Source organism: Rheinheimera sp. NSM (assembly GCF_052380015.1).
Lineage (GTDB): Bacteria > Pseudomonadota > Gammaproteobacteria > Enterobacterales > Alteromonadaceae > Alishewanella.
Window position 1 is genome coordinate 539,459 of the sequence record NZ_JBQTCI010000001.1, and the last position, 13,325, is coordinate 552,783.

The following is a 13,325-nucleotide window of genomic DNA, read 5'->3' on the forward strand; positions in this document are numbered from 1 at the left end:
GGCTCAGAACCGGATTTATGATTGCTTTAATTGCTGACGACCACCCGCTGTTTCGCGTAGCGCTATCCCAGGCCTGCGGCAATATTCTTGGCAGTGATGCCCTGCTGCTGCAAGCACAGAGTATGCAACAATTGTGGCCTTTGCTGCGCCAGCACCCTGATACTAACTTTATTTTCCTCGACTTAAGAATGCCCGGCAGTGATGGCTTTACCGGCCTCAGTGCACTGCGCACCGAATACCCCGACGTGCCGGTGATAATGGTGTCGGCCGAAGAAGACCCTGTCATTATTAAACAAGCCCTGACACTGGGCGCGGCGGCCTATATTCCAAAATCTGCGCCGCTGGAGTTGTTATCGGAGGCGATTGCGGCGGTACTGAACGGTGACAGCTGGTTGCCGCCGGCACTGGAAACTGATGTGCGTAACGCTAAGGCGCTGATTGACGACGATTTTGCCGGCCGGCTGGAACAGCTGACACCGCAGCAGTTTCGCGTATTAAAAATGATTGCCGATGGCCTGTTAAATAAGCAAATTGCATACGAGATGAACGTGCAGGAAACCACCATTAAGCAGCATGTGTCGGCGATTTTACGCAAACTCAATGTGAATAACCGTACCTTAGCCGGTATTATGTTTGAAAAACTGAAGTTGCCTGACAGTCTCTAACGCAATAAACGCTGGAACAGCTGTTTCAGCGCCGCTGGCTTTAACGGCTTAAGTAAAAAGTAATAGCCGGCATTTAAGGCGCTGTCGCGAATGTGCCCGCTGTGGTCTGCCGAGTGAATAACCACCGGCACATTTATCGCAAAATGCGCCGCCAATTGGTTGGCCACTTCTACGCCGGTGGCGCCGTTATCCAGATGATAATCAAACAGCAGTAAGTCGGGTTGCAAGCCTTGTTGCAATGCCTGTAACGCTTCTGCCGGTTGGCCAACTGCGGTAACGGTAATCTGCCAGCTGCGTAACAGTTCGGCCACGGCGGCGCGTAATTGCGGTTCGTTATCCAACAGCAATACCTGTTTTGCCGCAAAGCTGGCGCTAATGCTGCCCGGTACCGGTGTCAGTGCCGTTGCGGCCGGCTGCTGTGCCAATGGCAGGGTAACGCTGAAGCAACTGCCTTTGCCGGCTGCAGAATGCACAGCAAGGCGGTGCTGCAAAATACCGCTGATGCGTCTGGCAATGGCCAGACCCAAACCCAGACCTTTTTGATCCGGCTGCGTGCCTTGTTGGAATTCTTCAAAAATTCGTTGCTGGTCTTGCGCGGCAATACCCACCCCGGTGTCGATAACGCAAATCTGCAACTCTGTGCCGCGCCGCTTTACGGCTAATATTACCTTGCCGCTGTCGGTATAGCGGATGGCATTGGCCAGCAGATTTTGGATCACGCGTTTGAGCAATTTACGGTCGGTCAGCGCAGCCAGTTTTACCGGCAGATAGTGAAACGTCAGGCCTTTTTCGGCGGCTAAGGCGGCGGCGTCTTTGGCGATGTCGTCCAGCACCAGGTTTAAGCTGACTGCCTGCGGTTGGGCGCTGATCACGCCTGAGTCGAGTTTGGTAAGTTCGAGAATAGCACCGAGCAACTCTTCTGCGGAGTTAAGTGAGTTAATCACATTTTGGCTCAGCTGTTTTAACGCTGGCTCGGTTTGTTTATCGCGCAGCAAACCGGCAAATAACGCCGCGGCATTAAACGGCTGCATTAAATCGTGGCTGGCAGCGGCAAAGAACCGGGTTTTGGCACGGGTGCTGGCTTCTATTTCCTGCTGCGCCAGTTGCAGCTTTTCATTGAGTTGTTGCAGTGCCTGAGTGCGCTCGGTAACGCGTTGCTCCAACTGTTGCTGGGTGTCGATAAAGGCACTGACATCGCTGTAGGTGGTAACAAAACCGCCGCCAGGCAGCGGGTTGCCCTGCATCTCTAACACGCTGCCATCTTGTTGCCGGCGCTGAAATTTATAAGCGCTGCCTTGTTTTAAGTAGCTGAGACGTTTTTGAATTTCAGCCTCTATATCTTCGCTGTCTATCAGGCCGCGTTGCAGGTTAAAGCGGATCACATCGGCCACCGGTTTACCCACTTCCACCAAGCCCGGCGGATAGCTGAACATATCAATATAACGCTGGTTCCACGCAATTAAGCGCAGGTCGGCATCTACTACGCTGATACCCTGGCTAATATTGTCGATGGTAGCGCGCAGTAAGGCCTGGTTAAACTGAAATACCTGGCTGGCTTCGTCAACAAAGCGGGCAACAGACTCCAGCGGCAGGGCGGCATGTTTGCCACTGGCATCCATAATCAGCCGCATGGACGCGCCACCTACCACCGCGGCTAAGCTGCGCTCAGCAGCCTGCAACAAATTGGCCGGTGCCTGGTGCTGCAGTTCGTGCGGCTCTTTTAAATTGCGTTGCAACAGGCGGCGGGCTTCTTTTTCACCGGCAAAGCGCTTAACCAACAGGTAACAGTCTTGCACCGACAAATTCAGCGGCCGGCTGTGGCGGCTGTTAATTTGCAGGCGTAAAAAGCGGCCGCTTTCCAGCCATTCGCCGACACGGGTAGCACTAAAGCGGCTTACCAGCACTACCAACAGGCAGTTCAGGCTAAGGCTGACTAATACGCCCAGGCTTATTACATCGGCATTTAAGCCAAACAGCTGCTGCGGTGCCAGCAGGCGAAAGCCAAACGGGCCCTGGCTAAGCCAGGTGCTGCCAATTAAACCGGCGCGGCTAAGCTCGGGCAGCAAAATAATATAAGCCCAGGCAAAGGCTCCGCCGCATAAGCCGGCAATAGCTCCCTGACGGTTAATATTGCGACTGAGTAAGCCAAGAATTAACGCCGGTGCCAGCTGCGCCACCAGGGCAAAGGCCATCAGCCCCAGCTGAGCAAGGCCGGTTTCGGTGCCAATCCAGCGGTAATAAATATAGCCCAGCGCCATTACCGTTAGCATGGCAATACGGCGCAGAGTAGACACTTTTATATGGTTGGGTGAGTCGGCCCGGCGCGCCGGCGTGCGGTACACCAGCGGTGCCAGTAATTCGTTGGTGATCATAATGCCCAGTACCACAGTGGCTACCACCACCATACTGGTTGCTGCTGAAAAACCGCCCAAGTAGGCCAGCAGAGCAATATCGGTGCGCTGCGCCGCCAGTGGGATTTGCAACACCACCAAATCGATATTGGCATCCCCGCCCAGCAGCATGACCCCAGCCAGCGCCAGTGGCAGGGTAAACATGCCCATCAGCAATAAATACAACGGAAAAATCCAGCGCGCGCTGCGTAAATGGCCCAGATGCTGGTTTTCAACAAAGGTAACGTGAAACTGGCGCGGTAAACACAAGGTAGCGGCAAAGCCCAGCAACACATGTAGCCAATAGGTGTGTGCCGGCAACGCGTCCTGCTGCAGTTGTTGCACTGCCGGGTGGGTTGCGGCCAGGGTAAAAATTTGGCCAATGCCATCATACAGGCCCCAAAATACAAAGGCACTGATGGCCAGTAAGGCCAATAGTTTTACCAGTGATTCAAAGGCGATGGCGGTCATCAGCCCCGGGTTGGGTTGGTGTGCTTTGGCTCTTTTGCTGACAAACAGCAGCGCAAACACCGCCATCCACAAGGTGACGTACAAACTGGTATCGGTATACCAGTGTGGGTCCGGTGCACTGCTAACCAGGGTGTTAATACTGGTAGACACCGCATGCAATTGCAGCGCGATATAGGGAATAACAGACATCAGCAGGATAAGGGTGGTAATAACCGCCAGGGCGCGCGAATGGCCAAACCGGGTAGCGATGAAGTCGGCGATGGAGGTAATGCGGTAACGGCGGCAGGCGATAGCGATGCGGGCTATTAGCTTAAAGCCAAACCAAAACAGCAAAAAAGAGCCAATATAGGTTGGTGGCATCCACCAGCCGTTTACCGCTGCCTGGGCAGTAACGCCGTAGAAAGCCCAGGAGGTGCAGTAAATAGACAAGGCAAAGCTGAACACCCAGGGTGCTAACGGGTGCTTGCTGTTAATACGTTTGCCGAAATGGCCGACACTAAACAGAATTAGCAGGTAAACCAGAGAAAGCGCAGCTATGGTACCAAGTCCAATGCTGCTGCCGTTTAATATCATAAGCTCAGGTGCTGTCATCTGTGCGCCAAGTAACCTGATTGTGCCTGAGTTTTCAGCATGCGGCTAGCGGGCCGTCCAGCCGCCATCCAGCACCAGGGTTTGCGCAGTCATATGCCGCGCGGCATCACTGCAGAGAAACGCGGTAGTAGCAGCGATTTCGTCGACACCGATAAAGGCTTTTTGCGGCATTGGTGCCAGCATAATCTGCTCTATTACCTGCTGTTCGGTCAGGTTATGCTCTTTGGCCTGGGCGGCAATTTGCTGCTCTACCAGTGGCGTTTTCACGTAGGCCGGGCACACCGTATTAATAGTGAAGTTGATATCGGCATTTTCCAGCGCCACTACTTTGCTAAAACCGAGCAAGCCATGTTTAGCCGCGACGTAGGCGGATTTAAACGGCGATGCCACTAATGCGTGAATAGAGCCGATATTAACAATGCGGCCGAAATTGCGCGAGCGCATACCCGGCAGCATAGCGCGGCTAAGCATGGCCGGGCCGGTCAACATCACATTGATTAGCTGCTGCCACTTTTCTGGCGGGAAATCTTCCAGCCGGGCTACATGCTGAATACCGGCATTATTTACTAATACATCGGCCGGGTAGAGCGCAGCGCAATTGGCGATGGAGGCCGCATCGGTGACATCCAGTACTATGCCGGCAGCGGTAAAGCCCTGCGCTTGCAGCTGCGCGACTTTGTCGTCAACTGCGCTTTGTTGTAAATCTGCAATCACCACCTTGTGGCCCTGTGCGGCAAAATGGCCGGCTATGGCGAAACCTATACCGCCGGTGCCGCCGGTAATAACAACCTGCATAGTACTAATCCTGTTATTCACTGTAATAGCTATCATGCTAGAAGCGGCGGCTGCGCACAGCAACGCTACTTTAGTGCTATAGCAGGGCAAAAGGTGGCAGCAGAGCAAAATATAAAATTGGCAAAAACAGACAAATAATTGTGCAGTAACCGCAAAAAGTGCTGTATGGCTTTGTCCGGCCTACTGCTTATGATAAATTCAGCCACAGTTAATCTATTTAGTACTGGCTGCAACCGGTTTGATAGCGGAAAATAATTGCTTATTCAGGTGTCTACACGGCTAACTTTTGTTTAAGCGCTTAAAAAAGTCTGTTTTCTTCGTTTGATCCACGGCAGCATTGATACATAAGACTTTAATTTTGAGGAATAGCTATGTCAGGTTCTGATAATACGCCGTTGGCAGAGAAGGCCAAACGCGGCTGGTTTACCCGTTTTCTTGACACGGTAGAATGGTTGGGTAATTTATTGCCCCATCCGGTAACCTTATTTGCCATGTTTGCCGTGGCGGTGGTGTTAGGCAGCGGTATTGCTGCATACTTTGATGTCAGTGCCATAGACCCCAGGCCGGAAGGTACGGCCGGCCGGGCTGCTGATGGCGTTATCCGGGTGGTGAACCTGGTTAGTGTCGATGGCTTGCAGCGCATTGTTTCTAATTTAGTCACCAACTTTACCAGCTTCCCGCCGTTGGGCGTGGTGTTGGTAGCCTTGTTGGGCGTAAGTATTGCCGAGCACTCCGGGCTGATTTCTGCCGCTATGCGTGGCTTGGTAATGGGTGCTTCTCCGCGCATGGTTACCGTGACTATAGTGTTTGCCGGTATTATTTCTAACACTGCTTCTGAGCTGGGTTATGTGGTATTGATACCGATGGCAGCAGTGATTTTCCACTCACTGGGCCGCCACCCTTTGGCTGGCCTGGCAGCGGCGTTTGCCGGTGTATCCGGCGGTTACAGCGCCAACTTGTTTATTGGTACGGTAGACCCTTTGCTGGCCGGTTTTACCCAATCTGCCGCTAACTTAATAGACCCTAACTATACCGTCGGGCCGGAAGCAAACTGGTTCTTTATGATAATCAGCACCTTCTTTATTGCTGCGTTGGGTGCTTTTGTTACCGAGAAAATAGTAGAGCCTAAATTGGGTAAATACGACGCCAATGAGGCGGCCATCGATTTAGGCAAACCGCAGTTAGACAAACTGACTGCCACTGAAAAATGCGGCCTGAAAGCGGCCGGCCTGGCGTTTCTGGCGCTGGGTATTTTGCTGACATTAAGTGTGGTGCCACAGTGGGGCCCGTTACGGCATCCCGAAACCGGGTTGGTAGCCGGTTCGCCATTTTTACAAGGTATAGTGGTATTTATCTTTATTACCTTTGCCATTCCGGGCTTTGTCTACGGCCGTATTGTCGGCACGATGAAAACCGACCGCGATGTGATTAATGCCATGGCAAAAAGCATCAGCTCAATGGGCTTGTATATAGTGTTGGTGTTCTTTGCTGCTCAATTTGTAGCCTTTTTCGGCTGGTCTAACTTAGGCTCGATTTTGGCGGTGAATGGCGCAACTTTACTGCAGAATATTGGCTTAACCGGGCCGGTGTTATTTTTCTTCTTTATCGGTATGTGCGCTTTAGTCAACTTATCGCTGGGCTCAGCTTCGGCGCAGTGGGCCATTTTTGCACCTATTTTTGTGCCGATGCTGATGATTGTTGGTTACTCGCCGGAAGTAATTCAGGCGGCTTACCGTATTGGTGATTCGGTAACTAACCTGATCACGCCGATGATGAGCTACTTTGGCTTAATTCTGGCGGTGGCTGCACGCTATAAGAAAGATTTAGGCATTGGCACGCTAATCGCCACCATGCTGCCTTATACCATGGTGTTTTTCGTGGGTTGGACCTTGCTGTTTTACATTTGGGTGTTTGTGCTGGGCTTGCCGGTAGGGCCGGGTTCACCAACCTACTATCAGTTTGGTGGTTAAGCTTTTTTGGCTTGCTAAAAAAACCGCACGAAAGTGCGGTTTTTTTATTACTCACTGACAGCGGTAGACTCCCGTACGACCAGCTCGGGGATAAATACCGGCTGCTTGTCTGACAGCGTCTTACTGGAATTGGGTTTGGTATGACGGAATAACAGCTCTGCCGCTTGTTGCGCTATGGTCACGTTAGGTTGGTGCGCTGTGGTTAGCGGCGGCCAGGTTTGGCGCGAAAACGGGCTGTTTTCAAAGCCGGCTATTGCCAATTGCTGTGGAATAGCAATGTTCATCAGCCTGGCACTGAATAGTGCACCGGCGGCAATTTCATCGTTACAGGCAAAAATAGCAGTAGGCTTTTTACTCAGCGCCATCAGTTGTTTTGCGCCTTGCACACCGGATTCAAATGAATAGCTGCCCGGCACAATAAATTTCGGATTTGGCGCAATATTACGTTTGGCCAACGCGGCTTGATAGCCGGCTAAGCGCTCGCCACTGGAGCTGTGTTCTTCATCACCACATAAAAAGGCGATATCGGTATGGCCCAGTTCCAGCAAGTGGGTGGTTATTTTAAATGCCGCAGTAAAGTCATCCACCAATACACAATTACTCAGTTTCGGTGACGGCGTTGAGCCGGAAATAATCCGCACAAAATGCACGCCTATGCTTTCCAGCGCTTCGGCAATATGCGGCATTTCGGAAAACGGCGGCGTCAGTACCAACCCTGCCAGCCGCGATTGCTGCACCAAATCTATTACCTCCTGCACTATGCCGGGTGATTTGGCGTTAGTCGGGTGGATCAGTAGTTCGTAGCCGTGTTTACGGCAAGCATCCAGTAAGCCGCGCTGCATATCAATAACATAGTAGGCATTGGGGTTGTCGTAAATATAGCCGATGCTGAATGAGCGGTTGCTGGCTAAATTACGTGCCGCGGCATTAGGCTGATATTGCAGCTCGTTAATGGCCGCCATCACCTTGTCGCAGGTATCCTTGCGTACTGATGGCTCATTATTCATTACCCTGGACACCGTTTTAATCGATACGCCGGCGTGGCGGGCTACATCATTAATGGTAACTTTCATGGCGTTTTCCGGGCCCCCGAAAATGGCTGAAATGACGATAATAGCGCGTTCTTTATTAAGTCATAGTATAAATATGACAGCGCTGGTCATTAATTAGATCAAATTGAACTAATGGATACCTCTTTTTTGACCAAACGGCAAATATTAATTACAGAAATAAATGGCTATTTATACAACCTGCATTGAGCGGAGAGTAAGAGTAACTACTTTATAGTTGATATTAAACGATATTTATTTATTCTCACCGTTGGTGACAACCGGAGCTTAAGCCATTAAAACCGCTTTAGCTTGTAGTAGACTGACAGCTGCAGTTTGCAATATTCGTTTAAAATTTCGTCGAATTGGATTTGCAAAGGCGAAATTTTTTGTGTATGTTAAATTTCAATGACAGCGTTGTCATTAAGGTGTCCGGGAAATAAGACAACAAAATTACAGAACAGGAACGGGAGAAGCATATGCAGCACAATAAAATAAATAAATGTGCCTTAGCAGTGAAACTGAGTTTGTTAGTGGGCAGTGCCGCATTAACGATGCCAGCGTTCGCTGCTGATGAAGCAGCAAAAGAACAACAAGTAGAAGTGATTCAGGTGCGCGGCATTAAAGCTTCGCAGGAAGCCTCGCTCAATGTGAAGCGCTATGCAGTGGCCACTGTTGATGCGATTACATCGGAAGATATCGGTAAGTTTCCGGATAAAAATATCGCTGAATCGTTACAACGTATCGCCGGTGTTGCCATTAACCGCGGCTTTGTTGGTGAAGGTGCAGAAGTGTCCATTCGCGGTGTTGACCCGACATTAACTCAAGTACAAATGAACGGCCAGTTTGTGGCGTCTACTTCCTGGTTTTCTCAAGGCGCAAATAAGCGTAGTTTTAATATGGATTTGATGCCATCAGAGATGATTTCAGATCTTGAAGTATATAAATCGCCGGTAGCATCGCTGGATGAGGGTGGCGTTGGCGGTACCGTAATTCTGCATACCCGCAAACCACTCGATTTGGACAGCAACACTTTGTTTGCTTCTGTTGAAGCGAACCAGAATTCTCTGGCAGATGACACCGGGCTGGGTGCTTCTGCGTTATACAGCTGGAAAAATGACGACGAAACCTTTGGTGTGCTCGGTATGATTTCAACACTGGAGCAGATTGGTCGTGGCCGTAAAGCAGAAAACTACTGGGAAGAGGGTTGGTCAGCTGCCGGTATTGCCGGTTTTGATCAGGACCGTAAGCGTGACGCTTTTGATATTACGGCACAGTTTCAGGCGACTGAGCAGTTAGGCTTTACCTTACATGCGTTTCGTACCAAATTAGATGCATTTAATACCAACCAAAACTTTTTAGTTATTGGTGCTGATCCGGCTTTTATGACCAATACCAGTGGCCGCGTAGCACCTAACGGCTTACCTTTAACCGGTACCGTTACGCGCGCAGCCTGGTTAGCACAGGACACTAACACCCGTAATGCTGAAATGACCAGTGATGTACTGGACTTGCGTGTCGATTATGAAGCGGCCAATTACACCTTATCGGGTGTGATCGGTAAAACCTCTGCCGACGGTGGTAACGGTGGCAATGCCAACGGTTTATGGGGCCAACCCATTAACGGTACTAACGGCATTACGGTTGATGTAAACATGGATCTGGCAAATTCTATGTTGTTGGCGCCAAACGGCGTAAGCCTGAGTGATGCATCTTGGCAGGACTTTCAGGACGGCTCAATGGCCCGCACTGCGCTGGAAGACGAAGAGACCTATGCCCAGGCCGATTTAAAACTGGATGTGGATTTTGGCGCCATTCAAAGTATTGAAACCGGTGTGAAGATTCGTTCACATGAATTTACTTATCGTTCTTATGGCGCTGTATTAGGTGATCACGGCATTACCAATATCGGCCAGTTTGCCGATGGCCTACTGGAAGACTTTGATGGTGTACTGGCAAGTGGCTCACCAACCAGCTATGTCAAAATTGATGGTAAAGCATATTGGAATGCGTTGAATAACTCGGTAACTGCCTGGAATGAGCAACGTGCTAACTTCAGTTCTGTGACTGAAGATGTGTATGCTGCCTATGTGCAGGGTAATTTTTCCGGCGATAACTACCGTGGTAATGTTGGTGTACGTTATGTGAAAACCGAAACTGATGGTCGCGCTTACAACGGTAACTTGACTGATATTGATTCATTTAAAGGTGATTACAGCGATTTTCTGCCCAGTTTAAATCTTGCCATTGATCTGTCAGATGACCTGATTTTACGGATGTCGGCCGCCAAGGTAATGACCCGAGCCGGCTACAGCCAACTGGCGCCGGGCTATAAAGGTTTACCGGATACACCACCAGACAGCGGTCGTTTACAAGCTGCCCGGGGTAACCCGGCGATAGATCCGTTCCGTGCTACGCAAATGGATATTGGTCTGGAATGGTACTACGACGAGTCGTCACTATTGTCTTTTGCGGTGTTTAATAAAGATATTGCCTCTTTTATCAGCACGAAAAAGATTATTGAAGATTTAGTTGATGTACCGGTGCCGGGTGAATATGAAGTCTCTATTCCGGACCAGGGCCGTGGCGGTAAAATTGAAGGCTTGGAGTTCCAGTGGCAAACTAACTTTGGTAATGGTTTCGGTGCTTTGTTCAACTATACCTACGTTGACGCAACCGGTGAGACTGACAACGGTGAAAAAATTATTCTGCCGGGCTCATCTCGTAACCAGTTTAACGTAACCGGTTATTATGAGCATGATATGTTCTCTGCCCGTTTGGCTTATACCAACCGCAGCGAGTTCTTTGCTGAAGGTACAGCTTTGGGTAACGGTAGCGACTCTTTTGATGCGCAGGATTTCCTCGATGCGTCATTCGTGTTCAAAATTACCGATCAGTTGGATGTATCACTTGAAGGTATTAACCTGACCAATGAAATTACCTATCAGCGTCATAGCACCGGCGCAGAAACGGTGCGGGTTATTACAGAAAATGGTCGGCGTTATGCGCTAAAAGCGTCTTATCGCTTCTGATCATGATAAGAAAGGAAGGCATTTGCCTTCCTTTTTTTCTGCTTTGTAGTAACGTAAAACAGTTGCGTTTTTAAAGGTTGCAGTATGCAAACAGAGGCAATTCGTTCCGTGCTGGTGGTTGGCGGTGGTACAGCCGGCTGGCTTACTGCGGCCAATCTGGCACAGTCGTTTAACAGCGCCGCAGAAGGCGCTATTCGTGTTACCCTGATAGAATCCCCCGACATCCCTACTATCGGCGTGGGTGAGGGCACCTGGCCCACTATGCGGGCAACGTTACAAAGGCTGGGCATAAAAGAAGACGACTTCCTGCGCAGCTGCAATGCCACTTTTAAGCAAGGCACCAAATTTATCAACTGGCAGCACAGCGAGTTGCCGGGTAGTTATCATCATTTATTTACTTCCGTCAGCGACCCAACGCAATTTAATCTGGCACCCTATTGGCTGAAGGACCATGCTGGCGACAATCTGCCTTACGCCAGTGCAGTAAGCGCCCAGGGCGTGATTGCAGAGCTTGGGCTGGCGCCGAAAAAAATCACTAACAAACCCTATGAAGGGGTTCTTAATTACGCTTATCATCTTGATGCCGGCAAATTTGCCGAACTGCTAAAACAGCATGCGCAGCAAAAGTTGGGGGTGCAGTTTATCAGTGCTAATGTGCTGGATGTTACCCTGGCTGGTGATGGTAGCATCGCCGTGGTTGTTACCGACACGGCCGGCACGCAGCAAGCCGATTTTTATGTGGATTGCACCGGTTTTCAAAGCCTGTTATTGGGTAAGGCAATGGGCGTGGGTTTTCGCTCTGTCGCCGACACTTTATTGGCCGACCATGCCGTGACAATCCAGGTGCCACATCCGGCGGCGGATTCGCCGCTCAATGCCTGTACCCACTCTACTGCTCAGGCGGCGGGCTGGATTTGGGATATAGGTTTAACCAATCGTCGCGGTGTTGGCTATGTGTACAGCAGCAACCATGTGTCACACGATGAAGCAGAGCAAACCTTGCGCCGTTATATTGGCCCTGCTGCAGAGTCGCTCAATGCCAGAAAGCTGGCAATGCAGGTTGGCTATCGGGAAAAGTTCTGGCATAAAAACTGTGCTGCGGTGGGCTTATCTGCCGCCTTTGTCGAGCCGTTGGAAGCATCGGCAATTTTTCTGATTGAGGCAGCAGCCAATATGCTGGCTGATCAGCTGCCGGCACTAAAGCAAAACCTGCCACTGGCTGAGCGTAAATTTAACCGCTCGTTTTTATTTCGCTGGCAAAAAACTATCGACTTTATCAAACTGCATTATGCCTTGTCCGGCCGCACAGAGCCGTTCTGGCAAGCCGCGCGGGCAACGCCATTAATACCCCAATCACTACAGGATTTACTGCAAAGCTGGCAAACTCAGCCTGTCAGTGCCTATGACTTCGACCATGTGTACGAACCATTTCCGATGGAAAGCTACCAATATGTGTTATACGGCATGGGTTTTAAGCAGCAACTGGCCGACCCGCAGCGCTACCGGCAAAGTGACAAAGCCGCGATGTATTTTCAACGTGTACAGCTGCTGACAAAGCAACTGCAGCAGCAACTACCGGCCCAGCGCGAGCTGCTGGCAAAAATTTATCAGTATGGTTTTTCTGCGCTTTAAAGGCAGATGTTAAGCGGAAATAATAATAATGACTAACATAGTTGCGCTGGACAGCCAGCAACATCAGCAGCACAAATTGCGCGAAGATCTGCTGTTTTCCCATAGCCAAACTGCGCATATCCTGCCATTGGAAGTTACTGAATTTGCCGCTGCGGCAGTAAGTTTCCCGATAGTATTTGTTAAAGACAGCGCTACCGGGCAGTTTCGGGCCTGTGCCCTGACCGGTTTGCAACCCGGGCAGAATTTGTATTGGCAGCCAACCGGCTGGCAGGCCGCTTATATACCGTTGGCGGTACGCAATTATCCGTTGCTGGCGGTACAGTCTGAGGCGCAATCCGGTGATTATATTGTTGCCGTTGATGCCGGCAGTACGCTGTTTAATCAACAAGGTGGTGAGGCTTTATTCGTTGCTGACAAGGCCACGGATTATCTGCAGCGGCGGGCCCGTTTTGCCATTGCCCTGGCGCAAAGCAGCGCTTTAACGCAGCAATTTATTGCCCGCTTGCTCGAGCTTGAGCTGTTAGTGGCCCGAACCTTAACGCTAACGCCCAAAGGGGCTGAGCCTTATGATCTGACCGGACTGTACGGTATAAACGAGCAGCGGCTGGCGCAACTGACGGCGGAGCAATGGCTGTCACTGCGCGCCAATAATGGTTTGTTGGCCGTACATGCGGTGTTGATGTCGATGAGCCAACTGCCGTTGTTGGTCGGCCGCTTACCGCAATAGAGG

At 50.6% G+C, this 13,325-nt stretch carries 8 protein-coding genes; 5 read left to right on the plus strand and 3 right to left on the minus strand.

Annotation, left to right across the window (positions count from 1 at the left end; genetic code table 11):
- Positions 1–17 precede the first annotated feature (17 nt).
- The gene (locus ACTZWV_RS02405; protein ID WP_444785005.1) at positions 18–665 is read left to right on the plus strand and encodes a response regulator; all 648 of its coding nucleotides are present in this window, start codon (positions 18–20) and stop codon (positions 663–665) included.
- Here the strand turns inward: ACTZWV_RS02405 and ACTZWV_RS02410 are convergent.
- The gene (locus ACTZWV_RS02410) at positions 662–4,117 is read right to left on the minus strand and encodes a hybrid sensor histidine kinase/response regulator (protein WP_444785006.1); all 3,456 of its coding nucleotides are present in this window, start codon (positions 4,115–4,117) and stop codon (positions 662–664) included. The two genes, ACTZWV_RS02405 and ACTZWV_RS02410, sit on opposite strands and share 4 nt — an antisense overlap.
- 45 nt (positions 4,118–4,162) lie before the next feature.
- Positions 4,163–4,912, minus strand: coding sequence for a 3-hydroxybutyrate dehydrogenase (locus ACTZWV_RS02415; RefSeq protein WP_444785007.1), 750 nt, complete (start codon positions 4,910–4,912; stop codon positions 4,163–4,165).
- A gap of 371 nt (positions 4,913–5,283) precedes the next feature.
- Between ACTZWV_RS02415 and ACTZWV_RS02420 the strand changes: the two genes are divergently transcribed.
- Positions 5,284–6,882 carry an AbgT family transporter gene (locus ACTZWV_RS02420; RefSeq protein ID WP_444785008.1) on the plus strand — a complete coding sequence of 533 codons (1,599 nt, stop codon included), beginning with the start codon at positions 5,284–5,286 and terminating at the stop codon, positions 6,880–6,882.
- A 47-nt stretch (positions 6,883–6,929) separates the two neighbouring features.
- On the opposite strand, the gene ACTZWV_RS02425 is transcribed toward ACTZWV_RS02420, so the two are convergent.
- Positions 6,930–7,955 (minus strand): LacI family DNA-binding transcriptional regulator, encoded by a 1,026-nt coding sequence (locus tag ACTZWV_RS02425; protein WP_444785009.1) that lies wholly within the window; start codon positions 7,953–7,955, stop codon positions 6,930–6,932.
- 455 nt (positions 7,956–8,410) lie between these two features.
- On the opposite strand from ACTZWV_RS02425, the gene ACTZWV_RS02430 reads away from it, so the two are divergent.
- The 3 genes from ACTZWV_RS02430 to ACTZWV_RS02440 all read left to right on the plus strand — a co-directional run bounded on the left by ACTZWV_RS02430 (position 8,411) and on the right by ACTZWV_RS02440 (position 13,322).
- On the plus strand, positions 8,411–10,963 hold the full coding sequence (locus tag ACTZWV_RS02430) for a TonB-dependent receptor (RefSeq protein WP_444785010.1): 2,553 nt from the start codon (positions 8,411–8,413) through the stop codon (positions 10,961–10,963).
- An 84-nt stretch (positions 10,964–11,047) separates the two neighbouring features.
- Complete coding sequence (locus ACTZWV_RS02435) at positions 11,048–12,595, plus strand: tryptophan halogenase family protein (protein WP_444785011.1); 1,548 nt, start codon at positions 11,048–11,050, stop codon at positions 12,593–12,595.
- A 28-nt stretch (positions 12,596–12,623) separates the two neighbouring features.
- Complete coding sequence (locus ACTZWV_RS02440) at positions 12,624–13,322, plus strand: SapC family protein (RefSeq protein ID WP_444785012.1); 699 nt, start codon at positions 12,624–12,626, stop codon at positions 13,320–13,322.
- Positions 13,323–13,325: the final 3 nt, after the last annotated feature.

What these genes read in the sequence shown, in the direction of transcription:
- ACTZWV_RS02405 (WP_444785005.1), top strand. Translation starts at nt 18, where the DNA reads ATGATTGCTTTAATTGCTGACGACCACCCGCTGTTTCGCGTAGCGCTA.
- ACTZWV_RS02410 (WP_444785006.1), bottom strand. Translation starts at nt 4,117, where the DNA reads ATGACAGCACCTGAGCTTATGATATTAAACGGCAGCAGCATTGGACTT.
- ACTZWV_RS02415 (WP_444785007.1), bottom strand. Translation starts at nt 4,912, where the DNA reads ATGCAGGTTGTTATTACCGGCGGCACCGGCGGTATAGGTTTCGCCATA.
- ACTZWV_RS02420 (WP_444785008.1), top strand. Translation starts at nt 5,284, where the DNA reads ATGTCAGGTTCTGATAATACGCCGTTGGCAGAGAAGGCCAAACGCGGC.
- ACTZWV_RS02425 (WP_444785009.1), bottom strand. Translation starts at nt 7,955, where the DNA reads ATGAAAGTTACCATTAATGATGTAGCCCGCCACGCCGGCGTATCGATT.
- ACTZWV_RS02430 (WP_444785010.1), top strand. Translation starts at nt 8,411, where the DNA reads ATGCAGCACAATAAAATAAATAAATGTGCCTTAGCAGTGAAACTGAGT.
- ACTZWV_RS02435 (WP_444785011.1), top strand. Translation starts at nt 11,048, where the DNA reads ATGCAAACAGAGGCAATTCGTTCCGTGCTGGTGGTTGGCGGTGGTACA.
- ACTZWV_RS02440 (WP_444785012.1), top strand. Translation starts at nt 12,624, where the DNA reads ATGACTAACATAGTTGCGCTGGACAGCCAGCAACATCAGCAGCACAAA.